The 25,812-nt window shown below is 68.1% G+C and carries 26 protein-coding genes; 7 read left to right on the top strand and 19 right to left on the bottom strand.

What is annotated here, in order from left to right:
- Window positions 1-69: 69 nt before the first annotated feature.
- Entirely contained in the window at window positions 70-324 is a 255-nt protein-coding gene (locus G6N18_RS18645) for a hypothetical protein (RefSeq protein ID WP_083004671.1), read from the top strand.
- On the opposite strand, the gene G6N18_RS18640 is transcribed toward G6N18_RS18645, so the two are convergent.
- A complete protein-coding gene (locus G6N18_RS18640) occupies window positions 298-1,083 on the bottom strand; it encodes an alpha/beta fold hydrolase (protein WP_083004811.1) in 786 nt (261 codons plus the stop codon). The two genes, G6N18_RS18645 and G6N18_RS18640, sit on opposite strands and share 27 nt — an antisense overlap.
- A 55-nt stretch (window positions 1,084-1,138) precedes the next feature.
- Between G6N18_RS18640 and mhuD the strand changes: the two genes are divergently transcribed.
- Both mhuD and G6N18_RS18630 read left to right on the top strand, forming a co-directional pair.
- Entirely contained in the window at window positions 1,139-1,462 is a 324-nt protein-coding gene (gene mhuD / locus G6N18_RS18635; RefSeq protein WP_059101672.1) for a mycobilin-forming heme oxygenase MhuD, read from the top strand.
- Entirely contained in the window at window positions 1,449-2,813 is a 1,365-nt protein-coding gene (locus tag G6N18_RS18630) for a serine hydrolase (RefSeq protein ID WP_234806208.1), read from the top strand. Before mhuD ends, G6N18_RS18630 begins: the two co-directional genes overlap by 14 nt.
- Here the strand turns inward: G6N18_RS18630 and G6N18_RS18625 are convergent.
- From G6N18_RS18625 to lysS, 6 genes are all read right to left on the bottom strand, one after another.
- Entirely contained in the window at window positions 2,810-3,361 is a 552-nt protein-coding gene (locus tag G6N18_RS18625; RefSeq protein WP_083004666.1) for a histidine phosphatase family protein, read from the bottom strand. The genes G6N18_RS18630 and G6N18_RS18625 overlap by 4 nt on opposite strands.
- A complete protein-coding gene (locus G6N18_RS18620; protein WP_083004663.1) occupies window positions 3,358-4,155 on the bottom strand; it encodes a CbtA family protein in 798 nt (265 codons plus the stop codon). Before G6N18_RS18620 ends, G6N18_RS18625 begins: the two co-directional genes overlap by 4 nt.
- A gap of 19 nt (window positions 4,156-4,174) precedes the next feature.
- Complete coding sequence (locus G6N18_RS18615) at window positions 4,175-4,390, bottom strand: CbtB domain-containing protein (RefSeq protein ID WP_067222224.1); 216 nt, start codon at window positions 4,388-4,390, stop codon at window positions 4,175-4,177.
- A gap of 237 nt (window positions 4,391-4,627) precedes the next feature.
- The gene (gene clpC1 / locus G6N18_RS18610; RefSeq protein ID WP_083004660.1) at window positions 4,628-7,168 is read right to left on the bottom strand and encodes an ATP-dependent protease ATP-binding subunit ClpC; all 2,541 of its coding nucleotides are present in this window, start codon (window positions 7,166-7,168) and stop codon (window positions 4,628-4,630) included.
- Between the two features lie 273 nt (window positions 7,169-7,441).
- The gene (gene lsr2, locus G6N18_RS18605; RefSeq protein WP_059101678.1) at window positions 7,442-7,783 is read right to left on the bottom strand and encodes a histone-like nucleoid-structuring protein Lsr2; all 342 of its coding nucleotides are present in this window, start codon (window positions 7,781-7,783) and stop codon (window positions 7,442-7,444) included.
- 112 nt (window positions 7,784-7,895) lie between these two features.
- Window positions 7,896-9,434 (bottom strand): lysine--tRNA ligase, encoded by a 1,539-nt coding sequence (lysS, locus tag G6N18_RS18600; RefSeq protein WP_083004657.1) that lies wholly within the window; start codon window positions 9,432-9,434, stop codon window positions 7,896-7,898.
- A 23-nt stretch (window positions 9,435-9,457) separates the two neighbouring features.
- Between lysS and G6N18_RS18595 the strand changes: the two genes are divergently transcribed.
- Window positions 9,458-10,690, top strand: coding sequence for an alanine racemase (locus G6N18_RS18595; protein ID WP_083004654.1), 1,233 nt, complete (start codon window positions 9,458-9,460; stop codon window positions 10,688-10,690).
- Window positions 10,691-10,727: 37 nt separating this feature from the next.
- Here the strand turns inward: G6N18_RS18595 and G6N18_RS18590 are convergent, their stop codons facing one another.
- The 11 genes from G6N18_RS18590 to ftsH all read right to left on the bottom strand — a co-directional run bounded on the left by G6N18_RS18590 (window position 10,728) and on the right by ftsH (window position 20,455).
- Window positions 10,728-11,549 carry a type III pantothenate kinase gene (locus G6N18_RS18590; RefSeq protein WP_067222213.1) on the bottom strand — a complete coding sequence of 274 codons (822 nt, stop codon included), beginning with the start codon at window positions 11,547-11,549 and terminating at the stop codon, window positions 10,728-10,730.
- 5 nt (window positions 11,550-11,554) lie between these two features.
- On the bottom strand, window positions 11,555-11,962 hold the full coding sequence (panD, locus tag G6N18_RS18585) for an aspartate 1-decarboxylase (RefSeq protein ID WP_059101682.1): 408 nt from the start codon (window positions 11,960-11,962) through the stop codon (window positions 11,555-11,557).
- A complete protein-coding gene (gene panC, locus G6N18_RS18580; protein ID WP_083004652.1) occupies window positions 11,962-12,894 on the bottom strand; it encodes a pantoate--beta-alanine ligase in 933 nt (310 codons plus the stop codon). Before panC ends, panD begins: the two co-directional genes overlap by 1 nt.
- Window positions 12,891-13,844 carry a Rossmann-like and DUF2520 domain-containing protein gene (locus G6N18_RS18575; RefSeq protein ID WP_407663584.1) on the bottom strand — a complete coding sequence of 318 codons (954 nt, stop codon included), beginning with the start codon at window positions 13,842-13,844 and terminating at the stop codon, window positions 12,891-12,893. Before G6N18_RS18575 ends, panC begins: the two co-directional genes overlap by 4 nt.
- 79 nt (window positions 13,845-13,923) lie before the next feature.
- Window positions 13,924-15,249, bottom strand: coding sequence for a DUF6779 domain-containing protein (locus G6N18_RS18570; protein WP_083004648.1), 1,326 nt, complete (start codon window positions 15,247-15,249; stop codon window positions 13,924-13,926).
- Between the two features lie 78 nt (window positions 15,250-15,327).
- The gene (locus G6N18_RS18565) at window positions 15,328-15,804 is read right to left on the bottom strand and encodes a DUF3180 domain-containing protein (protein WP_083004645.1); all 477 of its coding nucleotides are present in this window, start codon (window positions 15,802-15,804) and stop codon (window positions 15,328-15,330) included.
- Complete coding sequence (gene folK, locus G6N18_RS18560) at window positions 15,804-16,316, bottom strand: 2-amino-4-hydroxy-6-hydroxymethyldihydropteridine diphosphokinase (RefSeq protein WP_083004642.1); 513 nt, start codon at window positions 16,314-16,316, stop codon at window positions 15,804-15,806. The genes G6N18_RS18565 and folK overlap by 1 nt, the downstream gene beginning before the upstream one ends.
- A complete protein-coding gene (gene folB / locus G6N18_RS18555) occupies window positions 16,313-16,693 on the bottom strand; it encodes a dihydroneopterin aldolase (protein WP_067222201.1) in 381 nt (126 codons plus the stop codon). Before folB ends, folK begins: the two co-directional genes overlap by 4 nt.
- Window positions 16,686-17,507, bottom strand: coding sequence for a dihydropteroate synthase (gene folP, locus G6N18_RS18550; protein ID WP_109749513.1), 822 nt, complete (start codon window positions 17,505-17,507; stop codon window positions 16,686-16,688). The genes folB and folP overlap by 8 nt, the downstream gene beginning before the upstream one ends.
- Window positions 17,504-18,112 (bottom strand): GTP cyclohydrolase I FolE, encoded by a 609-nt coding sequence (folE, locus tag G6N18_RS18545; protein ID WP_067222196.1) that lies wholly within the window; start codon window positions 18,110-18,112, stop codon window positions 17,504-17,506. The genes folP and folE overlap by 4 nt, the downstream gene beginning before the upstream one ends.
- A 27-nt stretch (window positions 18,113-18,139) precedes the next feature.
- Window positions 18,140-20,455 (bottom strand): ATP-dependent zinc metalloprotease FtsH, encoded by a 2,316-nt coding sequence (ftsH, locus tag G6N18_RS18540; RefSeq protein WP_083004638.1) that lies wholly within the window; start codon window positions 20,453-20,455, stop codon window positions 18,140-18,142.
- A 188-nt stretch (window positions 20,456-20,643) separates the two neighbouring features.
- Between ftsH and G6N18_RS18535 the strand changes: the two genes are divergently transcribed.
- Genes G6N18_RS18535 through G6N18_RS18525 form a run of 3 tightly spaced genes read left to right on the top strand, consistent with a single transcriptional unit; the run spans window position 20,644 to window position 23,392 of the window.
- On the top strand, window positions 20,644-21,609 hold the full coding sequence (locus tag G6N18_RS18535) for an alpha/beta fold hydrolase (protein WP_179962322.1): 966 nt from the start codon (window positions 20,644-20,646) through the stop codon (window positions 21,607-21,609).
- A complete protein-coding gene (locus G6N18_RS18530; RefSeq protein WP_083004631.1) occupies window positions 21,610-22,629 on the top strand; it encodes a zinc-binding dehydrogenase in 1,020 nt (339 codons plus the stop codon).
- 16 nt (window positions 22,630-22,645) lie between these two features.
- Entirely contained in the window at window positions 22,646-23,392 is a 747-nt protein-coding gene (locus G6N18_RS18525; protein ID WP_083004627.1) for an SIMPL domain-containing protein, read from the top strand.
- Between the two features lie 12 nt (window positions 23,393-23,404).
- Here the strand turns inward: G6N18_RS18525 and G6N18_RS18520 are convergent, their stop codons facing one another.
- Window positions 23,405-25,621, bottom strand: a complete 2,217-nt coding sequence (locus tag G6N18_RS18520; protein ID WP_083004624.1) for a molybdopterin-dependent oxidoreductase — start codon at window positions 25,619-25,621, stop codon at window positions 23,405-23,407.
- Between the last annotated feature and the right edge of the window lie 191 nt (window positions 25,622-25,812).

Genomic DNA, 25,812 nt, shown 5'->3' with positions numbered 1-25,812 from the left:
CAGCATTTTATCTCAATGTGTCATTCCTGCCACTGTTGGCCGGATATGTCCGAGCGAAAGATTACTGCCATGACCACTGCCCTGACACTGCTGATCCTGGTAGCCCCATTTGCGGTGGCCGCGGCGTTCGGCTGGGCCGCCCACCGCTCCGGTGCCCTGCGATTGCACCCCGACCAGTTCCGGATGGCGGCGCCGATGGCGGGCCGGCTGTTCGACGACGACCGCGACGTCCTGCGCGTCGAGCATGATCTCGACGTGATCCGCACCCGGTTCGAGCGTCCGCCGGGCCGGCCATCCTCAGCTGTCCTCGGGGAGTTCCGATAGGAACGACTCGACCGCCTGCCGGTAGGCCCGCGGTGCGTCGTCGTGGATGAGATGACCGGCGCCGGGCACATGCAGATAGGTCGTCCGGTGGCCGGTCTGCGCCATCTTCGCCATCTGGCCCCCAGGTGTGACGGAGTTGCCCGCCTCGAGCAGCAGCGCCGGTACGCGCACGGCCTCCCACTCCCGCCAGTAGTCGCGGGTACCCCACTCGGCGGCGATTTCGATCCACACCGCCGGTTGACCGTGCAACCGCCAGCCGGTCGTCGTGCGGTCGAACGCCTCCAGGAAGTACTGGCCGGCCACCGGCCCGAACTCGTCGTAAACCCGTTGCGCAGTTTCGAATTCGACCGGCAACGCGTGCAGCCAGGGCTCCCACGGACCGGTGGTGCGGCCGCGGAAGTCCGGTGCCATGTCCTCGATGACCAACGCCTCCACCAGGTCGGGCCGCGTCGCTGCCAGGCACCACGAGTGCAGTGCTCCCATCGAGTGGCCGATCAGCACGACGGGCTTGCCGATCGTCGACACCGCGTCGCCGAGCTCGGCGACGAACCGCTCCGTGCTGATCGGGGCCGCATCGTCGACGTCGCGGCCCCGGTGCCACGGCGCGTCGTAGGTATAGACATCGCCCAGCTGAGTGAGCCACGGCAGCTGACGCGTCCACGTGCTGCCCCGCCCCATCAGGCCGTGCACGAGCACCAGCGGTCGGCCCCTGCCGCCGCGACGGGTCAGGTGAGCCCGCTCGCGTGCTGGGGACTGCATGGGAGACATCATCGTGCCTCAAGGTGCACGCCGCGCATTCGGTAGCCTTTAGCGCATGCCCAGCCAGAACCCCGTGGTGAAGATCAACGCAATCGAGGTCCCGCCCGACGCCGGTCCCGAACTGGAGAAGCGGTTCGCACACCGCGCCCATGCCGTCGACAACCAGCCCGGCTTTCTGGGCTTTCAACTTCTGCGCCCGGTCAAGGGCGAAAACCGCTACTTCGTGGTGACGCAGTGGGAGTCCGAGGAAGCTTTCCAGGCCTGGGCCACGGGCCCGGCGATCGAAGCCCACAAAGGCCAGCAGGCCAACCCGGTTGCCACCGGCGCGTCACTGCTCGAGTTCGAGGTCGTCCTCGACGTTGCAGGTGCCACTCACTAGCGGCAGGCGTAACGCGCGCCGCGCGCTCGCGCTGACGGTCGCAGTCTCTGTCGTCGTCGCGCTCGCCGGTTGCTCGAAGGTCGACGCCCCACCGGCCGACGCCGCGTACGGCACGCCGATCGAGATCAACACCCCGCAGGGTCTGCGGGCCAAGCAGACCCTGGACATGCTCAACTCCGACTGGCCGATCGGGCCGGTCGGGGTGCGCACCCTGGCGGTGCCGGAGAAGGTCGACGACATCGCGTTCAAGCTCGACAGGATCTGGTGGGACCGGCCGTTCACCGTCACCGACGTGGAGATCGGCGCCGGCCAAGCAAAGGTGGGTGTGCTGACGTCTTATGGCGTCGCACAGGAAATCGACCTGCGCACGAACGAAGCCGGCTTGGTCGATCGGCTCGACGTGTCGCTGCGACCGCCGGTCGTCGACGAATGGGCTGACGTCGACGCCGAGTTGACGAAGTCCGGCGCGCGTTATTCCTATCAGGTGTCGAAGGTGGTTGCGGACCGGTGCGATGTGGTGGCCGGAACCAACACCGAACTGTCGCTGCCGTTGGCGTCGATCTTCAAACTCTATGTGCTGCTTGCGGTTGCCGACGCGGTGAAGGCCGGCACGCTCGAGTGGACCGACACGTTGACCATCACCAAGCGGGCCAAGGCGGTCGGATCGGCCGGCCTCGAGGAACTGCCGCCCGGCGCACGGGTATCGGTGAGAACCGCTGCCCAGCAGATGATCTCGGCCAGTGACAATATGGCCACCGATCTGCTGATCGCACGCCTTGGTCCCGGCGCGGTGGAGCGGGCACTGGTCGCGGCCGGCCATCACGACCCGGCCAGCATGACGCCGTTCCCCACCATGCACGAGCTCTTCTCGGTCGGCTGGGGTCGGCCGGACCTACGCGAGCAGTGGCGGCAGGCGGTAGAACAGGGCAACCCGCAGGTCCGTGCGAAACTGCTGAAGCAGACGAATTCGCGGCCCTACGAACCGGATCCAAAACGCACGCACACGCCGGCGTCGAACTTCGGCGCGGAGTGGTACGGCAGCGCCGCCGACATCTGCCGCGTGCACATCGCGCTGCAGGCGGCCGCTGTCGGCGAGGCCGCGCCGGTCAAGGACATCCTCGCCGCGATTCCCGGCATCGACCTGGACGGGTCGAAGTGGGCCTACATCGGCGCCAAGGGCGGAAACCTGCCGGGCGACCTGACGTTCAGCTGGTATGCCGTCGACCACACCGGCCAGCCGTGGGTCGTCAGCTTCCAGCTGAACTGGCCCAGGTATCGCAGTCCGACGGCCGCCGGGTGGCTGTTGTCGATCGTGCGCCAGGCTTTCGACCTGGTCCCGATCAGCGGCTAGCGGTTCGACCGGAGTGTCCACGCGTGCCCGCGGAAGTGCATCACCGTGCGGCTGACCGGAGCAATGTCGATGCGCCAGAACGACTTCGCGGGTGCATCAAGCGCCACCAGGATGGCCGCCCGGATCACCGCCGGGTGTGTCACCACGACGAGCCTGCGGCGGACCGTCGTCTGCGACTCCATCCAGTCGCGCACCCGGTCGACCAGGTCGACCACCGATTCGCCGCCGTGCGGCGCCCGCGTCGGATCGGTCAACCAGACCGCCAGGTCCGCCGGTCGCACCCCGCCCAGTACGTCACCGCGCCATCGTCCGCAGTCCAGATCGGCGAGCCGACCGTCGACCTCGGCATGCAGACCCAACAGTTCGGCGGTCTGCCTGGTCCGCTTCTCAGGACCGCAGAACGCGGCATCGGCGACACCCAGGTCGATGGACGCGTCGACCTGCCGGTGGCCGATCGGGCTCAACGGCTCGTCGGTGGGGAATCGTCCGGCCGACATCGCGTCCGTCAACGCATGCGACACGAGCGTCAGCCGAACGACCTCACTCACAAAGGAACGCTCTCCCGTCGCTTCTCGCCGAGCAGCCGCGCTGCCATCGCGCCGAACGCCAGGGCGATCGTCGTGTAGATGACGACCTGCGTGCCGAGCGAGAACAGCCGGAACTCGTAGAGCGCGTCGGCCGGGAAGCCCTCGTAGACGATGGTGCCCGCGTCGTCGCGCAGCGGGCCCGGTGTTTCGTGGATGCCAGGCAGTATCAGCATCAGCACCGCGATCGCGACGACGTAGGACCCTGCCGCGGCCAACGTCGCGTTCCATGCGCCCAGCCGGTCGGACAACCGCCTACCCAGATAAACCGCACCGACCAGCAGCGCCGCGGACAGCACCACCATAAACAGGTACAGCAGCGTGCGCTGACGGATCGTCTCGTCCAGGCTGAGCGCCGGTGGGCTCGCCGGGTACTTCAGCGAAGGGACGATGTACAGGCTCAACAACATTCCGCCGGCCACGTACACCGACAGCAGCCGCGCCGAGACGTCGCCGACGCGCCCGTAGGCCACCGCGAAGACCACGGCAAACAATGCCGCGATCGCGACACTGAAGGCGAGCACGCCCAATCCCATGCCGATGTTGGCCTGCACGACACGGTCGAATCCGCCACCGTCACCGTGGCTGTGCCCGCCGTGCGCATGGCCTGCCATCGCTTCGTGCGCGGCGCCGACGCCCTCTTCGTAAGCGATCGCCCGCTCGATGACGGGTTCGACGAAGATCCGGGCAAAGATGAACGCGAACAGTCCGGCCAGGGCGCCGGCAAGCAGGCCGCGCCCGATGATCTGCTTTTCCATTGTCTCTGGCGCCGTCCGCTCAGTGGCAGGGGAAGCCGAGCAGGTGGCGGGCGTCATGCACGAACTCGTGGATGACGGTGTTGTTGCCGAACACCGACGTCGCACCCTGATCCATGCCGACGAAGTAGAGCACCAGGAGGGCGAAGAATGCGGTGAACGTCAACCACATCACCGCCTTGGTGGCCGAGAAGTCCAGCGCGGGCGCAACGCTCTTGCGGGCCTCAGGAGAGGTCATGTCGGTGTCCTTTCCGGGATTTCGCGTCCCAGTTCCCGCACGGCGGGCCGTGCATCGGGTCGAGGTGTCGGCGAACGTCGGGTCTGACTTGACACAGTGGCGCGACCGTTCTGGATTCTCACCAGATTCCTTCGCTCGCCGATTACATCGCACATCCTAAGCAACCGCTGGACGAACAGCCGCAAATGCCCCCGAAATCCTTGCGATTCGGGGGCATTTGCGTTGTGGCGCGATTGACTATTCGGCGCTGGCCGCCCCGGCCGCACCGGCCTGAGCGAGGTCGGGCTCGGCCACCGGAGCCGGCTTCTTGGTGCCCTTGAACGTGAACACCGCATCCTCGCCGGCGCCCTCGCCGTCCCAGTTCTCGACATCGACCGTGACGAGCTGACCCGGACCGATCTCGTCGAACAGGATCTTCTCCGACAGCTGGTCCTCGATCTCGCGCTGGATGGTGCGCCGCAGCGGCCGCGCGCCGAGCACCGGATCGAACCCGCGCTTGGCCAACAGGGCCTTGGCCATGTCCGTCAACTCCAACGTCATGTCCTTGGCCTTGAGCTGGTTGGACACTCGGCCGATCATCAGGTCGACCATGCGGATGATCTCGTCGCGAGTCAGCTGGTGGAAGACGATGATGTCGTCGATACGGTTGAGGAACTCCGGGCGGAAGTGCTTCTTCAGCTCGTCGTTGACCTTCTGCTTCATCCGCTCGTAGTTGTTCTCGCCGCCACCGGGGCTGAAGCCCAGTCCGACCGCCTTGCTGATGTCGGACGTGCCGAGGTTCGAGGTGAAGATCAGCACGGTGTTCTTGAAGTCGACCGTGCGGCCCTGTCCGTCGGTCAGGCGGCCGTCCTCGAGGACCTGCAACAAGCTGTTGTAGATCTCCTGGTGCGCCTTCTCGATCTCGTCGAACAGCACGACACTGAACGGCTTGCGGCGCACCTTCTCGGTGAGCTGGCCGCCCTCCTCGTAACCGACGTAGCCCGGAGGGGCGCCGAACAGCCGCGAGGCGGTGAACCGGTCGTGGAACTCGCCCATGTCGATCTGGATGAGCGCGTCGTCGTCGCCGAACAAAAAGTTTGCCAGCGCCTTCGACAGCTCCGTCTTACCGACACCGGACGGGCCGGCGAAGATGAACGAGCCCGACGGACGCTTGGGGTCCTTCAGCCCGGCGCGGGTGCGGCGGATCGCCTTGGAGACCGCCTTGACGGCGTCCTCCTGGCCGATGATCCGCTTGTGGATCTCGTCCTCCATCCGCAGCAGCCGAGTGGTCTCCTCCTCGGTCAGCTTGAACACGGGGATGCCGGTCCAGTTGCCCAACACCTCGGCGATCTGCTCGTCGTCGACCTCGGCGACCACATCGAGATCACCTGAGCGCCACTGCTTCTCGCGCTCGGCGCGCTGGGCGACCAGCTGCTTCTCCTTGTCGCGTAGGCTTGCCGCCTTCTCGAAGTCCTGCGCGTCGATCGCGGACTCCTTCTCCCGGCGCGCATCGGCGATCTTCTCGTCGAACTCGCGCAGGTCTGGCGGCGCGGTCATGCGGCGGATCCGCATCCGGGCGCCGGCCTCATCGATCAGGTCGATCGCCTTGTCCGGCAGGAACCGGTCGTTGATGTAGCGGTCGGCCAGCGTGGCGGCCGCGACCATCGCCGAATCGGTGATCGAGACGCGGTGGTGCGCCTCGTAGCGGTCGCGCAGTCCCTTGAGGATCTCGATGGTGTGCTCGACCGTCGGCTCACCCACCTGGACCGGCTGGAAGCGGCGTTCCAGGGCGGCGTCCTTCTCGATGTACTTGCGGTACTCGTCGAGCGTGGTGGCGCCGATGGTCTGCAGCTCGCCGCGGGCCAGCTTCGGCTTCAGGATGCTCGCGGCGTCGATCGCGCCCTCGGCGGCACCCGCGCCCACGAGCGTGTGCAGCTCGTCGATGAACAAGATGATGTCGCCGCGGGTGTTGATCTCCTTGAGCACCTTCTTCAGGCGTTCCTCGAAATCACCGCGGTACCTCGAGCCGGCGACCAGCGAGCCGAGATCCAGCGTGTAGAGCTGCTTGTCCTTCAGCGTCTCGGGGACCTCGCCGTGCACGATCGCCTGCGCCAGGCCCTCGACGACGGCGGTCTTGCCGACGCCGGGCTCACCGATCAGCACCGGGTTGTTCTTGGTGCGCCGGCTCAGCACCTGCATGACCCGCTCGATTTCCTTCTCGCGGCCGATGACCGGGTCGAGCTTGCCCTCCATAGCGGCGGCGGTCAGGTTGCGCCCGAACTGGTCGAGCACCAGCGAGGTCGACGGGTTGCCCGCCTCGCCGCCGCGGCCACCGGTGCCGGCCTCAGCGGTCTCCTTGCCCTGATAGCCGGACAGCAGCTGGATCACCTGCTGGCGCACGCGCGTCAGCTCGGCGCCGAGCTTGACCAACACCTGGGCGGCGACGCCCTCACCCTCACGGATCAGGCCGAGCAGAATGTGCTCGGTGCCGATGTAGTTGTGGCCGAGCTGCAGCGCCTCGCGCAGGCTCAGCTCCAGCACCTTCTTGGCGCGCGGGGTGAACGGGATGTGGCCGGACGGCGCCTGCTGGCCCTGGCCGATGATCTCCTCGACCTGGCTGCGCACGCCCTCGAGCGAGATGCCCAGCGACTCCAATGACTTGGCCGCTACACCTTCACCCTCGTGAATGAGTCCCAACAGGATGTGCTCGGTTCCGATGTAGTTGTGGTTGAGCATCCGGGCCTCTTCTTGGGCCAGGACGACGACCCTGCGGGCACGGTCGGTGAATCTCTCGAACATCGGTGGTTACCTGCTCTCCATCAATAGGTCGGTGCCATGCGACTCGAAGACTCCGAGCGACGCACCGCACCTACCGTCCACTCTAGTGGGCGGCTCGCCCCGATGCCCCGCCCGCCGGTCAGCTCTGCGCGGACAGCCGAAGCATCAATGCGTATCGGGTCGAATACCCGACGCTACCGACTAGCAACGCGTCAGCGGGGTGATTCGTTTCCGGATCGGGCCGCAGCAGGTTCGCGGCTAGCGAACGGGCTCGAGAGCCCCGGAACTGCCTGGCTAGGTCGCCGCGTGGAAGGCGTCGATCACGTCGGCGGGAATGCGGCCGCGGGTCGAGACATTGTGGCCATTGCGCCGCGCCCACTCCCGGATGGCTGCGCTCTGCTCACGGTCGATGGCCGCGCGCCCGCGCCCCGACCCAGCGGAACGTCCACGTCGACGGCCGCCCACCCGCCGGCCGGCCTCGACCCACTGCTTCAGGTCATTTCGCAACTTCGCGGCATTCTTCGAAGAAAGGTCGATCTCGTAGCTCACCCCGTCGAGGCCGAATTCAACCGTCTCGTCAGCCGCACCTTCGCCGTCGAAATCATCGACCAACGTAACGGTAACTTTCTTCGCCATTTCCCCACACGCCCTTCTGCGCGATCACTGGATCGCGGTTAAGTCCTCGAACCCCGGCACCAATGTGCCATATGTGTGTCCCCCATTCAACAGAATCGACAATAGCTGGTGTTCAGTTCCCGTGACGCCGAACAATCGGAAACAAAACTGTCTCCCTAATCGACAGTCCCGTCAATGCCATCAACAACCTGTCGATGCCCATTCCGGTGCCCGTGGATGGCGGCATCGCATACTCCATGGCGGCGAGAAAATCCTCGTCGAGAGCCATTGCCTCGTCGTCTCCGGCTGCCGCCGCCCTGACTTGGGCTTCGAACCTTTCCCGTTGGATTACCGGGTCGACCAGCTCGGAATATCCGGTGGCCAACTCGAAGCGCCGGATGTAGAGATCCCATTTCTCGGTGACGCCCGGAATGCTGCGATGTTCCCGTGTCAGCGGGGTCGTCTCGACGGGAAAGTCACGGACGAAGGTCGGCGCCCACAGCCTGTTGCCGACGGCGTGCTCCCAAAGCTCCTCAACCAATTTCCCGTGCCCGTAACCGCGATCACGCGGAATCTCGACAGCTAGTCGATCCGCGATCTCCCATAACCGCTCGGCCGTCGTTTCGGGAGTGATCTCTTCGCCCAGCGCTTCGGATAGCGATGGATACATTTCGACGGATTGCCATTCGCCGTCCAGATCGTAGACAGTGCCATCAGGCAATGGCACGTCACGCGTTCCGATCGCTTCGTCGGCAACCTCTTGAATAAGCTCTCGGATCATCACCGCGGAATCGTCGTAGGTTCCGTATGCCTGATATGTCTCGAGCATCGCAAATTCCGGTGAATGTGTGGAATCCGCGCCTTCGTTTCGGAACACCCGATTCAGCTCGAAGACGCGCTCGAAACCGCCGACCAACGCCCGCTTGAGAAACAGTTCAGGGGCGATACGTAGGTAGAGGTCCGCATCCAGCGCGTTGGAGTGCGTCACGAAAGGCCGGGCCGCGGCGCCACCGGCGAGTGTCTGCAGCATCGGTGTTTCGACTTCGAGAAAGCCGCGCCGTTCCAGCGCCGATCGCAGCGCCCGCACCACTGCCACTCGCTGCCGGGCAATGGCACGCGCCTCGGGTCGCACGATCAGATCGACGTAGCGCTGCCGCACCCGCGACTCTTCGCTCATCTCTTTGTGCGCGACCGGCAGTGGCCGCAAGGCTTTCGAAACAATTCGCCAGGAATCGGCGAGCACGGAGAGTTCGCCGCGCCGGGAACTGATCACTTCGCCCTGCACGAACACGATGTCGCCGAGGTCGACGTCGGCTTTCCACGCGTCCAGCGATTCCTGTCCGACCTTGTTGAAGCTGATCATCACCTGCAGCTGGGTGCCGTCGCCCTCCTGCAGGGTGGCAAAGCACAACTTGCCGGAGTTACGGGCGAACATCACGCGGCCGGCGACACCGACGATCTGGCCGGTCTCAGTGTCGGCGGCCAGGTCGGGATAGGCGCCCCGGATCTCGGCCAGGGTGTGGGTGCGCGCGACCTCGACCGGGTACGGGTCCCGCCCCTCGGCGAGCAGTCGCTCACGCTTGGCCTGACGGATCCGGTACTGCTCCGGAATGTCGGGCTCGGATGCCGCTGCCGCTGCCGGTGCGGTGCGGGGCGAGTCAGGTTCGGTCACGTCGTGCCAGCTTAAATGAACCCATGACGGCCCCGATCAGCGCAGCGGCGGTGGCGGCGCTGGCCGACGAACCGCTGGACTGGCGGTTCAAGGGCCTGCCCGCCGCCTGGTGGGGCCGCACGGTGGCGGAAATCCGTGAGCGCAGGCCCGATCTGTTCGGCGATGGCGCCGTGGGTCCGGTGTGCGTCCTGCAGGCCGAGGCGGTGGCGCACAACATCTCGACCATGGCGCGGTGGTGTGCCGCGCACGGAGTGCAGCTGGCTCCGCACGGCAAGACTCACATGGCGCCGCAGCTGCTGGCCCGTCAGCTCGAGGCCGGCGCCTGCGCCGTCACCGCCGCCACGATCAGCCAGGTGCGGATGTTCCGGGCGTTCGGAGTACGAGACGTGATCCTGGCCAACGAGCTCGTCGACGAGGCCGGGTTGCGCTGGCTTGGCGACCAGCTCGATGCCGATCCGGCCTTCAACGTGACGTGCTGGGTGGACTCGGTCCGTGGGGTCGAATTGATGACGTCGGCGTTGGCCGCCGCCGGCACGGTCCGCCCGGTGGACGTTTGCGTCGAGGTCGGGATGCCGAGTGGGCGCACCGGCTGCCGTGACCGCGACACCGCCGACGCGGTGGCCCACGCGGTCGCCGCCTCGGCACGGCTGCGGCTGGTCGGGGTGGCCGGTTACGAGGCTGCCCTCGGCCACGGGCGGGAGGCGAGCGGCGCGGTCGCGTCGCACCTGGCGGATGTGCGTGCCGCGGTGCTGCGGCTGGCGCCGCTCTTCGAAACCGACGTCGTCATTGCCACCGCCGGTGGCAGCACGTACTTCGACGCGGTGGCCGAGGCCCTCACCGGCTGGCCCGCCGGGCTGCAGGTGAGCGCGATCCTGCGCAGCGGCTGCTACCTCGCTCACGACGACGGCCTGTACGGGCGGACGTCGCCGCTGCGCGAGACCCTGCGGCCCGCGCTCAGCGTCTGGGCGCAGGTGATGTCGCGCCCGCAACCCGACCTGGCGCTGTTGACGATGGGCCGCCGCGACGTGTCGTTCGACCAGGATCTGCCGGTGCCGCGACGGCTGCCCGACAGCAGCGTCACGAAGCTCAACGATCAGCACGCGTACCTGCGACCGGGTGGCGGCGACTCCGTCGACGTCGGCGACTGGGTGGAGTTCGGGATCTCGCATCCCTGCACGGTGTTCGACAAGTGGCCGATGATCCCGATGCTCGACGAGGCCGGCCGCGTCGTCGACCTCATCCGCACGTTCTTTTAGTGATTTCGGTGTCGCCGGTCGCGCTGAGCGCGACCAACTACACCGAAATCCCCTTTTTGAGGCGGCCGCGTTGGTTGTCGCGGTTGCGCTCGAACACCAACCGCAGCCCGTCGAGGGTGAGGTGCTCGTCGTAATGCTGGACGGTCCGCATGTCCGGCAGCACCAGCGGCGCGGTGTGTCCGGTCGCGACCACGGCGACGTCGGTGCCCGAGAAGCCGTCGACATCGTCGCGGATGCGTTGCACCAGCCCGTCGACCAACCCGGCGAACCCGAACACCGCACCGGCCTGCATGCATTCGACGGTGTTCTTGCCGATGACCGATCGCGGCCGGGTCAGCTCGATGCGCCGCAGTGCCGCCGACCGGGCCGCTGCCGCATCGGAGGACACCTCGACGCCCGGCGCTATTGCGCCGCCGAGGAATTCGCCTTTCGCCGACACGACGTCGACGCAGATCGACGAGCCGAAGTCGACCACGATCGCTGCGCTGCCGTACTTGTGGTATGCGGCAAGGCAATTCACGATGCGGTCGGCGCCGACCTCTTTCGGGTTGTCCACCAGAAGCGGAATGCCGGTGCGTACTCCCGGCTCGATCAGCACGTGCGGGACAGACGGCCAGTACTGTCCCAGCATCTCGCGCAGTTCGTGCATCACCGACGGGACGGTCGAAAGGCCCGCGGCGCCGGTCAGCTGTTCGGAGTCGTCACCGATGAGGCCGTCGATGGTCAGCGCGAGTTCGTCGGCGGTCACCTCGGATTCGGTGCGGATCCGCCACTGCTGAACGACTTTCGCGCGCTCTCCCGAGCCCGATACCAGCCCAACGACGGTGTGGGTGTTGCGGACGTCGATCGCAAGTAACACGGGCTCTACCGTGGCGACATCAGCTCGGCCGCGTCGGCCGGTACGAACGCCGGATCGTGACCGAGGTCGATCTGCTTGTTGTCGGCGTCGACGAACACGATCCGCGGTTGATATGCGCGCGCCTCGGCGTCCTCCATGGTGCCGTAAGCGATCAGGATCACCAGGTCACCGGGATGCACGAGATGCGCTGCCGCGCCGTTGATCCCGATCACCCCGCTGCCGCGTTCCCCGGTGATCGCGTACGTCACAAGCCGCGCGCCGTTGTCGATGTCGACGATCGTCACCTGCTCACCCTCGAGCAGGTCGGCGGCGTCCATCAGGTCCGCGTCGATGGTCACCGACCCGACGTAGTGCAGGTCGGCTTGCGTGACCGTGGCACGGTGGATCTTCGATTTGAGCATTGTTCGTAACATCAATTCCTCCAAGGGAGTTCGTGTTCGTCAAACGCGACGTCCGGGCCCGATCCCGACGGCACCCCGATGTCGATGGCGATGTTGTCCAGCAGCCTGGTGCGGCCGAGCCGACCGGCCACCAGCATGCGGGCCGCCCCCACGACGGGTGCAGGGCCCAGCATCGGGTCGCGCACCTGCAGGTAATCGACCTCGATGGCCGGCACCTCGTCGAGCACCGCGCGCGCCGCGTCCAACGCGGCCGGGGCCCCTTCGCCCGCCGCGTACATCCCCGCCAGCAGCGCCGCGGACAGCGCGCCGGCGTGTTCCCGCTCCTCTTCGTTGAGGTAGCGGTTGCGCGACGACATCGCCAGGCCGTCGGCCTCCCGCACGATCGGCACGCCGACGATCTGCGTGTCGACGTTGAGGTCGGCGACCATCTGCTGGATGAGCGCCAACTGCTGATAGTCCTTCTCCCCGAAAAACGCGCGGTCGGGATGGACAATGTTGAGGAGTTTGAGCACGACCGTCAGCACTCCCGCGAAATGCTCCGGCCGAGTGGACCCTTCGAGGTCCGAACCGAGCGGACCGGGGTGGACGGAGGTGCGAGTGCCGTTCGGGTACATGTCGGCGACGGTCGGGGTGAATGCGATCTCGACACCCTCGGAGCGCAGCGCGGCCAGGTCGTCGTCGAGTGTTCGCGGATAGGCGTCGAGGTCTTCGCCCGCGCCGAACTGCAGAGGGTTGACGAAGATTGACACCACCACGACAGCGCCTTGAACGCGCTTGGCGGCACGGATCAGCATCAGATGCCCGTCGTGCAGCGCGCCCATCGTCGGCACCAGCATCACCCGGCGGCCGGTGCTGCGCAGCGCCCTCGTGACGGCCGAGACCTCGCGCGGGTTCGAGTAGACGTTCAGCTCACCCGCGGTGAACGTAGGTTTGCTTCCGCTCATCGGCCCGTTCCTCGGCCGGCGCTGGGTTCTGCTGCGAGCACGGCGAATACCTCGTCGGGGGCGTGCGCACGCTGGGCGGTGCGCAACGAGTTCGCCCGATATGCCTGAGCCAATTCGGGATTCACCTCCGTCAACGCCTCCAGATGTGTCGCGACTGCGGCCGCGTCGCCGCGCGCGACGGGTCCGGTCAGCGCCGACTGCCCGCGGTGGAGCGCGTTCTCCAGCGAGGCCCGCGCCAGCGGACCGATCACCCGCTCCGCGATGCCGCCCGGCGCGTCGCCGACCAGTTCCTGCCCGAGCAGTTCCTGACCCCGCAGCGCGGACCGTAGGGCTTCGACCGCGTCGAGCAGCACCGTCACCACGTGGTTGCCGCCATGCGCGAGCGCGGCGTGATACAGGGCGCGCGCGTCCTCCCGGACCCGGAACGGCTCGCCGCCGATCTCGAGCACCAGCGACTGGGCGATCGCGTAGCCGACTTCGTCGGCGGCGGTCACGCCGAAGCAGGTGTCAGGCAGCCGTTCGATGTCCTCGTCGGTCCCGGTGAACGTCATCGCCGGATGGATCGCCAGCCGAATACAGCCCTGCTCCGCCAGCGGCGCCAACACGCCGATTCCGTTGGCGCCTGAGGTGTGCGCGACGATCGTGCCCGGCCGTACCGACCCGGTTGCGGCCAGACCCGACACCAGGTCGGCGAGCACCGCGTCGGGCACCGCGAGCAGCAGCAGTTCGGCGCGGCTTGCGACCTCGTCGACCGGGAGCACGGCCGTATCGGGCAGCCTGCGGTTCGCACGGTCGCGGGACGCGCGCGAGATCGCGCTGCACGCCACCACGACATGCTCGGCGCGCTCGAGGGCTACGCCCAGCGCGGAACCGACGCGACCTGCGGAAATGATTCCGACAGTGAGCCGCGCCGGGCGGAATCCGCCAGGTGGGGTCCCCATGGAGACCATGAAGTCGACCTCGCTGAGAGTCAATGTGTGTCGTTCCGGTCCTGCGATGCGGGTACCGGACGGTCGATACGAGGTTAGCTCACTCCTCGCGGCGGCGCCGACGCCCACCCGGCGTCTGGCTCGCCTGCAGCCGGGCCAGCAGCTCGGCGACGGACTGGCCGGCGGTGTCGGCGTCGTCAGCGCTGCGGTGTCGCGACCGTTCGGCGGCCCGCGCCGAAGGGGGCTCGGACGGTTGCTGCGCCGGTGCGGCGGCCAGGGTGGGCGCGGCGGGACGGCCGGGATCTCCGGCATCCGGCGGGGCGGAATGTCGGCCGCGCCGCGGTCCGGGCGACGGCGTCGACATGGCCGGCTGCACGCCCGTCCCCTCGGCCGAGTCCTGCGTGGGTTCGGGGGCGCGCCGTCTGCCGACGTATTCGTTCGCCTCCCCGTTGACGCTCGACGACGCCCAATTGCTGCCCGGGCTTCCCGGCGGAAGCCACAGGCCGTCGGCGGGCGCGGGCTGCCACTCGGCCACCGGCTCCGGCTCCGGTGTCGGCGAGGGCTCCGGCTCCGGTGTCGGTGTCGGCTGTGGCGGAGGGGGCGGCGGCGCAGCCGGCGCGACGGGTTCCGGTCGCGGCGGCGGTTGCGGGACCGGCTCGGGCTGGGGCGGCGGGGGCGGCGGCTGTGGTGGTGGCGACGGCTGTGGTGGTGGCGTAACCCACGGGGAAGATTCCTCCACCGGACGGTGCCCCCGCTCGTCGTCGAACGATCTGCGGTGCGCCCCACCGGCTTCGGGCGACGACGCCCAACCGAACTCCGGCTGAGGTTCGGCGGGCACGTCGATGATCGGGCTCTCCTCGGTGCGCTCGTCGACGTCCGGCCGGTACTGGTCGAAGCGGCTGGAGCTCACCCGCCCAGTGGTTTCCGGGTCGCGCGCCCAGTCGCTGTAGGCGCGCACGGTCGTGCGTTCGGTCTCGATCGCCGGCCGGTGCGACAGGTCGGCGTCGAACAGGATTTCCAGGTTGGCCCGCAGCGCAGCCAGCTCCGCCCGCAGGCCCGCCACCTCGTCGGCGGCCTGGGCCCGCACTTCGGATGCGAGTTCGCGGCGCAGTTGCGACTCCAGCGACAGCTCGTATTCGCGGCGCGCCGAGATCTCACGGTCCAACTGCAGGTCGTACACCAGCTTGAGGTCGCGGACCTTGGCCTGGTCGATATCGCTCTGCCGTCGGTAGATGACCGACACGAAGGCCGCGACCACCGCAGCCCACAACGCGAGGATGACGGCGAGCTTGAGCAGCTCCACCCGGTTGGTGAACACCAAGGCGGAACTGGCCGCGATCGCCAGCACCAGCAACGCGGTCAACAGCATCCAACCCGGCCTGCGGCCGCCGCGCCGAGACCGGGCGCTGCGGGTCGGATCGGTCATGGGGGCGACTGTACCCGCCACAGGTCACTCCGCGTGTCGACCTTCACGGCGATTCGACCGCGCGCCCACCGAAGTCCGCTATTCCGTTGCCCCGTCGGGCTTCTCCGGTGGCTCCCCCGGAGACTTGCAGCAATGCTGCAACCACAGCGCAGCAACGACCAGCGCCAGCGCGCAGCCCGCTGCGACTGCGGCGCCCGCGGTGTCGTCGGCCGCGACGCGCAAAGTCGAGCGCCGCGGAAGGACGTAGGCGAGGACGGCCGACCACCAGCCCAGCACCAGCGCCCCGACCCACGCCGAGGCCTTGGCGATCACCACCGACCTCGCCACCGCGAGGGGGTCCAACCGGCCGGACCCGACACCGATCTCGCCGTCGTTGATCTTGGCGCGGACGTGGAAGGCCCAGCCCGCTTCGGCGATCGCGACCGCCAACAGCGATATGCCCGTCCACAGCGTGATCGGCGGAAACCACCGGTACAGCGCGAGCACGAGCAAATAGCTCACGACGGCGGTGAGCACCGTCGCCGCGACGAGGTCCCGCCAGCGGGTCGGCCCCATCAGCGCAGCACCAGGTCGGTACGGCGAACGCCGTCGCGTTCGGACGCGTCGAGTGCGGCGAGCAGCTCCTCGACGCGGCGCGGCCGGCCCGCGATGGTCAATACGGCGTCCGGTTCGATCGCCAGCCAGGGCACGAGCACGAACGCGCGCTGATGGGCCCGCGGGTGCGGCAGCGTCAGATCCGCGTCGCACGAAATCAGCTCGCGGCCGTCGGCGCGGCAGGTGACGATGTCCACGTCGAGGGTGCGTGGTCCCCAGCGTTGCGCGCGCACCCGGTCGGCGGTCTGCTCGAGCTCGTGCGCGCGCCGTAACCATCCGCGGCCGTCGAGCGCGGGATCCTCGGCGATCACCACCGCGTTGAGGAACGGTCCCTGGTCGACACCACCCCACGGAGCGGTCTCGTATACCGGAGACACTGCGCACACCGCTTCGCCGAGCCCGTTTACGACCGAGCGCAGCATGGCCAGCCGGTCGCCGAGGTTCGACCCGATCGAGAGAACTGCGCGCGTCAAAGGTCACCGCCCCGGCCGCGGCGTGATCGACGGGCCACCACCGCGACGTCGGCGAACGTCAGCGGGATCGGCGCCGCCGGTTTGTGCACGACGACCTCGACGGCGTGCACGCGGTCGTCGGTCATGACGCCGTCGGCGATGTCGCCGGCCACCGCCTCGATCAGGTTGCGCGGCGGACCGGCCACGATGTCGGCCGCCCGCTGCGCCAACGCGCCGTAGTCCAGGGTGTCGGCCAGGTCGTCGCTGGCCGCTGCAGCAGCCAGGTCGAGCCAGACCGTGATGTCGACGACGAAGTCCTGGCCGTCACGCCGCTCATGTTCGAAGACCCCGTGATGTCCACGAACCGTCAAGCCCCGCAATTCGATTCGGTCAGCCATCCGTCCAGGCCTCCAACACCTTGATGGCGTCCACCGAGGCGCGCACGTCGTGCACCCGCACGCCCCAGGCGCCGTGCAGGCCGGCCAGCGCCGAGATCACCGCGGTCGCGGTCTCGCGGCCGTCTGGCGACCGCGGGCGGCCGTCGGCATCCGCCAGCAGCGTGCCGAGGAAGCGTTTGCGGGATGCGCCGACCAGCACCGGGATGCCGGTGGCGACGAACTCTGGCAGCGCGCGCAGCAGCGCCCAATTGTGTTCGCCGGTCTTGGCGAAACCCAGACCCGGGTCGATGACGACCATGGCCGGGTCGACGCCGGCGGCCACCGCGGCGTCCACGCTGGCGAGCAGTTCGGTGCGCACCTCTTCGACCACGTCCCGGTAGACGGGCACCTCGTGGGGCCGGTCCGCGCCGACCGACCGCCAATGCATCAGCACCCAGGGCACTTTCGCATCGGCGAGCAGCGGCGCCATGTCCGGGTCGGCGCGGCCGCCGGACACGTCGTTGACGATCTGCGCGCCATTCTCCAGCGCCGTCCGCGCGACTTCGGCGTGCATGGTGTCGATGCTGACGGTGACGCCTTGTGCGGCGAGTTCGGCGATGACCGGCGCCACCCGCGACTTCTCGACGTCGGGGGCGATGCGCACGGCGCCGGGACGGGTGGACTCACCGCCGACATCGACGATCGCGGCACCCTGGGCGACCAACTCCAGGCCGTGCTCTACGGCGCGGTCACGGTCGAGGAACAAGCCTCCGTCGGAGAAGGAGTCGTCGGTGACGTTCACGACCCCCATGACGCGCACCTTGGTCGGGCTCATCCGCGCAGGATCAGGTCCAGCGCCTCGGCCCTCGATGCCGCATCGACCTTGAACTGTCCGCGCACCGCCGACGTGGTCGTCACCGCGCCCGGCTTACGTACGCCGCGCATCGCCATGCACAGGTGTTCGGCCTCCACCACGACGATCACCCCGCGCGGATCCAGCTTGCGCATCATCGCGTCGGCGATCTGCCCGGTGAGCCGTTCCTGCACCTGCGGTCGTTTGGCGTAGAGATCGACCAGCCGGGCGATCTTTGACAATCCGGTGACGCGGCCGTCGTTACCCGGGATGTAGCCCACGTGCGCGACGCCATGAAATGACACCAGGTGATGTTCGCAGGTCGAGTACATCGGGATCTGCTTGACGAGCACCAGCTCGTCGTGCTGCTCGTCAAAGGTGGTGTCCAGGACGGAATCCGGGTCGATGTAGAGCCCGGCGAACAGCTCCTTGTACGCCCGCGCCACCCGCGTCGGGGTCGACTCCAGCCCATGGCGGTCGGGATCTTCCCCGACGGCCAGCAGAAGCTCGCGCACCGCTGCCTCCGCACGCGGCTGATCGAACTTCGCGGGGCTGAAGGTGACAGAGTTGTGCCTCGACTGCGCCAATGGAGCCTCCTGTGACCTGCCTGCTTGTCAGCCGTTTCGCCGGCTGTTGTCCTGACCCTGATCCTCGTTCGGCTGGGGCGGGTTCTGTTGGGCGCCGGGCGGGCCGGGCTGCGGGTACGGCTGGTATTGCGGATAGGGCGGACCGCCGGCGGCGTTGGGGTGGTGCCAACCCGCCTGCGGCGGATACCAGTAGCCGTGGGGCTGCTGGACCGGCGGCTGTTGCTGCTGCTGCTGCGGCGGCGGCCAACCCGGGGCGTGCCAGCCCGCGGGCGCGCCGTAATCCGGCTGCGTCGGCGCATTGCCGGAGGACCCGTTGCCGCTGCCGTTGGTTCCGTTCTTGCCGCCCTCGGCCACCCTGGTGGCTTCGGCGGCCCTGGTGGCCGCGGCGATCGCGGCCTTGAACGCCGGCTCGGGCACCGGTTTCGGCCATTCCTCACCGCGCTCGATGGCGAGCTCGCCGGGCGTCTTGATCGGCGGCTTGTCGGACGGCACGCGGCCGCCGAAGTCGTCGAACATGGTCAACCGCGGACGCTTCTTCACCTCGCCGAAGATCGCTTCGAGCTCGCGCCGGTGCAGCGTCTCCTTCTCCAGCAGTTCGCCGGCGAGGGTGTCGAGCACGTCGCGGTACTCGGTGAGGATCTCCCACGCCTCGGTGTGCGCGGCCTCGATGAGCTTGCGGATCTCGTCGTCGATGATCTGCGCGACCTCGTGGCTGTAGTCCGGTTGGGTGCCCATGGTGCGGCCCAGGAACGGATCACCGTGCTCGGTGCCGTAACGCACCGCGCCGAGCTTGGAGCTCATGCCGTACTCGGTGACCATCGCGCGGGCGATCTTGGTGGCCTGCTCGATGTCGGAGACCGCGCCGGTGGTCGGCTCGCGGAACACCAGTTCCTCGGCCGCTCGTCCGCCCATCGCGAACACCAGCCGGGCGATCATCTCCGAGCGCGTCATCAGGCCCTTGTCATCCTCGGGCACAGACATCGCGTGCCCGCCGGTGCGGCCGCGGGCCAGGATCGTCACCTTGTAGATCGGGTCGATGTCGGGCATCGCCCACGCCGCCAGCGTGTGGCCGCCCTCGTGGTAGGCGGTGATCTTCTTCTCGTGCTCGCTGATGATGCGGCTCTTGCGCCGCGGCCCGCCGACGACGCGGTCGACGGCCTCTTCGAGCGCGGGACCGGTGATCACGGTGCCGTTCTCGCGGGCGGTCAGCAGCGCCGCCTCGTTGATCACGTTGGCCAGGTCGGCACCGGACATGCCGACCGTGCGCTTGGCCAACCCGTCCAGGTCGGCGTCGTCGGCGATCGGTTTGCCCTGCGAGTGCACCCGCAGCACCGCGCGGCGCCCGGCCAGATCGGGGTTGGAGACGGGGATCTGGCGGTCGAAGCGGCCGGGGCGCAGCAGCGCCGGGTCGAGGATGTCGGGCCGGTTGGTGGCGGCGATCAGGATGACGCCCTGGCGCTCGCCGAAGCCATCCATCTCGACGAGCAGCTGGTTCAGCGTCTGCTCGCGTTCGTCGTGGCCGCCGCCCAGGCCGGCGCCGCGCTGGCGACCGACCGCGTCGATCTCGTCGACGAAGATGATGCACGGACTGTTCTGCTTGGCCTGCTCGAACAGGTCCCGCACCCGCGAGGCGCCGACGCCGACGAACATCTCGACGAAGTCGGAGCCGGAGATCGTGAAGAACGGCACGCCGGCCTCGCCCGCGACGGCGCGCGCCAGCAGCGTCTTACCGGTGCCCGGCGGACCGAACAGCAGCACGCCCTTCGGAATCTTGGCGCCCAGCGCCTGGTACCGCGACGGATTCTGAAGGAAGTCCTTGATCTCGTAGAGCTCTTCCACGGCCTCGTCGACACCGGCCACGTCGGCGAACGTGGTCTTGGGCATGTCCTTGTTGAGCATCTTGGCCTTGGACTTGCCGAAGCCAAAGCCCATCCGGCCGCCGGACTGCATCCGGGAGAACATCACGAACAGCGCGACCAGCAGCAACAGCGGCAGCAGGTAGATCAGCAGCGAGCCGAGCATGCTGCCCTGGTTGACCACGGTGTTGGTCTTGACGTTCTTGTCCTGCAGCGCCTCGAACAGCGTCGCGCCGTAGCCGGTCGGGTACTTGGTGATGACCTTGTCGCTGCTTTCGACCTCGTTCTTCAGCTCGAGCCGCAGCTGTTGTTCGCGGTCGTCGATCTGGGCCGACTCGACGTTGTCGCTGTTGATCTGGGCGATCGCCACCGACGTTTCGATCGGCTTGTAGCCGCGGGTGTCGTCGCTGAAGTAATAGAAGGACCAACCCAGCAACAACACGACCGCGATCACGGTCAGCGTGCGGATGACATTTTTCCGGTTCATCAACTATCCGTCGTCGTTCGGCCGCATAGGGCCGTTAGTTCTGTCCAATGTGCGCAGCTGGAATAGTCCAGGCTACCGCTAGACCAACGATCCGAGGTTCCCGACGGTTCTCCGCCGAGCGAACGCTTGTTCGCGAGTCCGCTCGCGTTTTGTGTTCACAACGGCACTTCGGCGTCGAAGATATGAGCGTGCTCACACCGACCGAGCGGTTTGTCGATACCAATGGCGTCCGGCTGCGGGTGCTCGAAGCGGGGGAGCGGGGCGCGCCGCTGGTGGTCCTGGCCCATGGCTTCCCCGAACTGGCCTACTCCTGGCGCCACCAACTGCCGGCGCTCGCCGAGGCCGGCTACCACGTGCTGGCGCCGGATCAGCGCGGCTACGGGGGGTCGTCGCGGCCCGAGGCCATCGACGCCTACAACGTCGTCGAGTTGTGCGCCGACGTCGTCGGCCTGCTGGACGACTCCGGCGCGGAGCGAGCCGTCATCGTCGGCCACGACTTCGGCGGCGCGGTGGCGTGGGCGGCGCCGCTGCTGCACCCGGACCGGTTCGCCGGGGCGGTCGGCATCTGCGCACCGCCGGTGCCGCGCTCGCGGGTGCCGACCACGCAGGCGTTTCGCCGCATCTTCGGCGACAAGTTCTTCTACATCCTCTACTACCAGGAACCCGGCCCCGCCGACGCGGAGTTGAACCGCGACCCCGCCATGACCATGCGCAAGCTGTTCGGCTCGGCCACCGCATCCAAGGACGGGCTCATCGACCAGCGGATGGTCGAACCGGGTCCGCACGGATTCCTGGCCCGCATCCCGGAACCCGGCGACCTACCCGACTGGATCAGCCAGGACGAATTCGACTACTACGTCGACGAGTTCACCCGCACCGGCTTCACCGCACCGCTGAACTGGTACCGCTGTTTCGATCGCAACTGGGAACTGACCGCGGCCACCCCCGCCGCCACGATCGCGGTTCCGTCGCTGTTCCTCAGCGGCGCCGACGACCCGACCCTGGCCTACACGCCGCGGCACCGCGCCCGCGAAATCGTCACCGGCGACTATCGCGAAGTGATGATCGACGGCGCCGGGCACTGGTTGCCGCAGGAACGCCCCGCCGCGGTCAACACGGTGCTGCTCGATTTCCTCGCCCGATTGGAGTGGTGAATGCGCGCTGCGGTACTGCGGGACGGACGGATGGTGGTCCGCGACGACGTGCCCGAACCGGTTCCTCTCGAGGGTCAGGTCCTCGTCGCGGTCAAAGCCTGCGGGATCTGCGGCTCGGATCTGCATTTCGCGAAGCACGGTGACCAGATGGTCCGGCTCACCCGAGAGATCACGGGAATGCCACTGCAAGGCGGGCTGCCCGTCGACGTCGACGACGACGTGTACATGGGCCACGAGTTCAGCGCCGAGGTCCTCGAGGCCGGCCCGCGCACCGACGCGCCGGCCCCCGGGACGGTCGTGACCTCGCTGCCGGTGTTGCTGTCCCCGAAGGGTTTCGAGCCGATCCTGTCGAGCAACACGGTGCTCGGCGGGTACGCCGAACGGATGCTGCTGTCGACCCCACTGCTGCTGCGCGTGCCCGACGGCGTCGACCCGCGTCACGCCGCGCTCACCGAGCCGACGGCCGTCGGGCTGCACGCGGTCAACAAGTCCGCCATCGCACCCGGGGAGGCCGCCCTGGTCATCGGCTGCGGTCCGATCGGTATCGCGATCGTCGCCGCGTTGCGGCTCAAGGGTGTCGAACACATTGCGGCCGCCGACTTTTCGGCGACACGCCGCGACCTCGCTGCGACGATGGGGGCGCACGTGACGCTGGACCCGGCGGACGGGTCGCCGTTCGACACCGCGAAGCCCGCGGTGATCTTCGAGGCCGTCGGCGTGCCCGGCATCATCAACGACGTGATGCGTCGCGCACCGTTGGGCAGCCGCTTGGTGGTGGCCGGAGTGTGCATGCAGCCCGACACCGTGCTGCCGCTGTTCGGCATCGCGAAGGAGATCAACGTGCAGTTCGTCAATGCCTACGACCACAACGAGTTCGCGGAGTCGTTGCGCGCCATCGCCGACGGCGACATCGATGTCTCGCCGCTGATCACCGGTGAGGTCGGGCTCGACGGGGTCGACGCCGCGTTCGACGAACTCGCCCATCCCGACACGCACTGCAAGATCATGGTGACGCCCTGACGGTAGGGTGCCAGCCATGCCAATCGCTGCGCGGGCGAAGACGCCCATCCGAGTCCTCGCCGCCGCGGCGGTGGGATTGATCGCCGTCCTTTCGGGTTGTGACGCGAAGGCCGGCCCGGTCCTCACCAACGACGACAGCGTGCCGCGTCAGGTCACGGTCGTCGGCACCGGCGAGGTGCTCGGCACGCCCGACACGCTGACGATCAACGCGGCGATGGAGGTCGTCGCCTCCGACGCTGCCGGTGCCTTGAACCAGACCAGCCAGCTGCAGCGTGGCGTCATCGACGCGTTGGTCGACGCGGGCATCGACCGCAAGGACATCAACACATCTCAGGTGAGCGTGCAGCCGCAGTACGCCGGCGGTGACTCCAACAACATCATCGGGTACCGGGCGTCGAACACCATCGACATCAAGATCCGCGAGCTGAACATGGCGTCGCAGGCGTTCGGGATCATCGCGAGCAGGGGCGGCAACGCGACGCGGATCAACGATGTAACCCTTGCCATCGAGGATGATTCGCAGCTCGTCCGCGAGGCGCGCGCCCGGGCGTTCAACGACGCCAAGATGCGGGCCGAACAGTACGCGCTGCTGGCCGAGCTGGATCTGGGCAAGGTCATCTCGATCTCGGAGGCGCCGTCGTCGACGCCGCCGATACCGTATCCGGGCCCGCGCGGTCCGGCGGCGGAGATGGCCGCGGTGCCGGTCGAGCCCGGCCAGCAGACCGTCGGCTTCAACGTGACGGTGGTCTACGAGCTGACCTGACCGCGAGCGAGGTCAACCCGCGGGCGCGATGTCCACCGGTATGCCGTTCAGCACAGCGGTGCCCGACAGCGGATCCAAATGGGTGCCGTCATTGAGCTGGTTGACGTTCACGCCGGGCTCGTCCGCGGCGACGCGTTGGCCGGTGCCGCCGCGGTCGTGGCCCCATCCATGCGGCAGCGACACCACCCCGCGGCGCATTTCGGGTGTGATCTCCACCGGGGCCAGTAGTTCGCCGCCGGGTCCTTTGACGACGGCCGTGTCGGTCAGGCCGAGATCGGCCGCGTCATCGGGATTGATGCGCAGTGTGCACCGGTTCGACCCGCCCGACAACGCGGGCAGGTTGTGCATCCAGCTGTTGTTGGATCGCAGGTGCCGTCGTCCGATCAGCACGAACCCGTCGGGGCGCCGCCCAAGCGCATCCCGCAGTCGCGCGACATCGGCGGTCAGCTGGTGCGGCGCGAGTTCGATTCGGCCACTTGGCGTCCGCAGCACCTCACCGAGCCGCGGTCGCAGCGGCCCGAGGTCGATGCCGTGCGGCGCGGCCTTGAGCTTGGCGAGCGTGAGGCCGTCAGGTTTGGCGCCGAACGCGTCCCCGTAGGGGCCGAGCCGCAGCATCATGTCGAGACGCCGTTCGTAGCCCGGCGCCTGCGGCAGCATCGCGGTCAGCTCGTCGACGGAGCGCCCGGTGACCGGCGAATGGGGGTCGGCGACCTCCTTGGCCAACGTCATGGCGATCACCTGATCGTCGACCAGCATCGGATCCCCGTCGTGCCCGAGGCCGTACAGGATCAGGGCGAGGCGCGACAGTATCTCGGCTTCGTCCGGCCGGCCGGTCAGCGGTAGGGCCGGCGGTGAATAGCGGGCGTTGTTGCGCACCGCGAGGCTGTTGAGCGCGATGTCGAAATGCGCGCTGCGCGACGGCGGAGGCGGCGGCAGGATGACGTCGGCGTGCCGAGTGGTCTCGTTGAGATACGGATCGATGCTGAGCATGAACTCGACGCCATCGAGCGCCTTGTCGAGGCGGTCCCCGTCGGGCGCCGAGAGCACCGGATTGCCCGCGATCGTGATGACGGCCTTGATCTGCCCGTCGCCGGGAGTGTCGATCTCCTCGGCGAACGCTGCGGCCGGAAGCTCCGACAGCGCTTCGGGATAGCCCGAAACGCGGCTGTGCCAGCGGCCGGTGCGAAAGCCGCGGCCCGGCTTCGGCGGGCGCGGCGCGGACGCGATCGGCGAGAGCGGGAACATCGCACCGCCGGGGCGGTCCAGGTTGCCGGTGAGGATGTTGACCACGTCGACCAGCCAGCTGCCCAGCGTGCCGAATTCCACTGTGGACGTGCCGATTCGACCGTAGACGGCCGCCGACGGCGCGGCAGCGATCTCACGAGCCAGGGTGCGGATGTCGTCGGCGGGCACTTCGCAGTGGGCGGCCACCGTGTCCGGGGTGAAATCAGCGGTCAGCGCGCGCACCTCGTCGACACCGTCGACATGCCCGGCGAGCCCGTTCAGGTCGACGAGGTCTTCGTCGAACAGCACGTTGACGACGCTCGCAAGCAGCGCCGCGTCGGTGCCCGGCCGGGGGGCGAGGTGGCGGTCGGCGAATTCGGCGGTGCGGGTGCGGGCGGGGTCGATGACGACGAGGCGCCCGCCGCGCTTTCGCAGGGCCCGCAGCTTGCCCGGGAAGTCGGCAGCGGTCGCCAGACTACCGTTGGACACAAGGGGATTCGCGCCGATGACGACGAGGTAGTCGGTGCGGTCGAGGTCGGGCACCGTGAACGCGACCGGACTGCCGAACATGTAGCCCAACGCGACATGTTTGGGCATCTGGTCGAGCGTGCTCGCCGAGTACACCTGCCGGGTGCCCAACGCTTTCACGACCAGCGGCGTGTACAGCCCGCCGGCGATCGTGTGGGCGTTCGGATTGCCCAGGTACACGCCGACCGCCGTGCCGCCGTGTTCGGCGAGCACAGCGCCGAGGCGCTCGGCGACGGCCGCGAACGCCTCCTCCCACGTCGCCTCGGTCAGCGCGCCGTTCCGCCGGATCAGCGGGCGGGTCAACCGGTCGGGGTCGTTGTCGAGTTCGGCGAAGCTGGCGCCTTTCGGGCAGATGAAGCCCTTGCTGAACACGTCGTCACGGTCGCCGCGGGCTCCGGTGACGCGACCGCCGTCGATGGTCAGGGTCAGGCCGCAGGTCGCCTCGCAGAGTGGGCAGATCCGAAGGGCTGTGGTCATGCCCCGCATTCTGCGCCGCAATCGCGCATTTGCACCACTACCTGACGGGTCAGAGCCTGATGGCGCGCCGAGATCGACACCACCGAGGATTCCTCTCGGGCTTCTGCGCGCTGACGTCGATTTCGACGCCACCTGCCGGTTGCGCCGCTACGTGATCGGCAATCACCTCAGCTTGCACACCGATCAACTTT

This window comes from Mycolicibacterium celeriflavum (genome assembly GCF_010731795.1).
Taxonomy (GTDB): domain Bacteria; phylum Actinomycetota; class Actinomycetes; order Mycobacteriales; family Mycobacteriaceae; genus Mycobacterium; species Mycobacterium celeriflavum.
The sequence above is the reverse complement of the archived record's forward strand: the minus strand, read 5'-3'. Positions and strand labels throughout refer to the sequence as shown.

Bases quoted from the DNA above. Each gene is read 5' to 3' on its own strand.
- G6N18_RS18645 (WP_083004671.1), top strand. From the start codon at position 70: ATGACCACTGCCCTGACACTGCTGATCCTGGTAGCCCCATTTGCGGTG.
- G6N18_RS18640 (WP_083004811.1), bottom strand. From the start codon at position 1,083: ATGCAGTCCCCAGCACGCGAGCGGGCTCACCTGACCCGTCGCGGCGGC.
- mhuD (WP_059101672.1), top strand. From the start codon at position 1,139: ATGCCCAGCCAGAACCCCGTGGTGAAGATCAACGCAATCGAGGTCCCG.
- G6N18_RS18620 (WP_083004663.1), bottom strand. From the start codon at position 4,155: ATGGAAAAGCAGATCATCGGGCGCGGCCTGCTTGCCGGCGCCCTGGCC.
- G6N18_RS18615 (WP_067222224.1), bottom strand. From the start codon at position 4,390: ATGACCTCTCCTGAGGCCCGCAAGAGCGTTGCGCCCGCGCTGGACTTC.
- clpC1 (WP_083004660.1), bottom strand. From the start codon at position 7,168: ATGTTCGAGAGATTCACCGACCGTGCCCGCAGGGTCGTCGTCCTGGCC.
- lsr2 (WP_059101678.1), bottom strand. From the start codon at position 7,783: ATGGCGAAGAAAGTTACCGTTACGTTGGTCGATGATTTCGACGGCGAA.
- G6N18_RS18595 (WP_083004654.1), top strand. From the start codon at position 9,458: ATGACGGCCCCGATCAGCGCAGCGGCGGTGGCGGCGCTGGCCGACGAA.
- panD (WP_059101682.1), bottom strand. From the start codon at position 11,962: ATGTTACGAACAATGCTCAAATCGAAGATCCACCGTGCCACGGTCACG.
- panC (WP_083004652.1), bottom strand. From the start codon at position 12,894: ATGAGCGGAAGCAAACCTACGTTCACCGCGGGTGAGCTGAACGTCTAC.
- G6N18_RS18575 (WP_407663584.1), bottom strand. From the start codon at position 13,844: ATGGTCTCCATGGGGACCCCACCTGGCGGATTCCGCCCGGCGCGGCTC.
- G6N18_RS18570 (WP_083004648.1), bottom strand. From the start codon at position 15,249: ATGACCGATCCGACCCGCAGCGCCCGGTCTCGGCGCGGCGGCCGCAGG.
- G6N18_RS18565 (WP_083004645.1), bottom strand. From the start codon at position 15,804: ATGGGGCCGACCCGCTGGCGGGACCTCGTCGCGGCGACGGTGCTCACC.
- folB (WP_067222201.1), bottom strand. From the start codon at position 16,693: ATGGCTGACCGAATCGAATTGCGGGGCTTGACGGTTCGTGGACATCAC.
- folP (WP_109749513.1), bottom strand. From the start codon at position 17,507: ATGAGCCCGACCAAGGTGCGCGTCATGGGGGTCGTGAACGTCACCGAC.
- ftsH (WP_083004638.1), bottom strand. From the start codon at position 20,455: ATGAACCGGAAAAATGTCATCCGCACGCTGACCGTGATCGCGGTCGTG.
- G6N18_RS18530 (WP_083004631.1), top strand. From the start codon at position 21,610: ATGCGCGCTGCGGTACTGCGGGACGGACGGATGGTGGTCCGCGACGAC.
- G6N18_RS18525 (WP_083004627.1), top strand. From the start codon at position 22,646: ATGCCAATCGCTGCGCGGGCGAAGACGCCCATCCGAGTCCTCGCCGCC.
- G6N18_RS18520 (WP_083004624.1), bottom strand. From the start codon at position 25,621: ATGACCACAGCCCTTCGGATCTGCCCACTCTGCGAGGCGACCTGCGGC.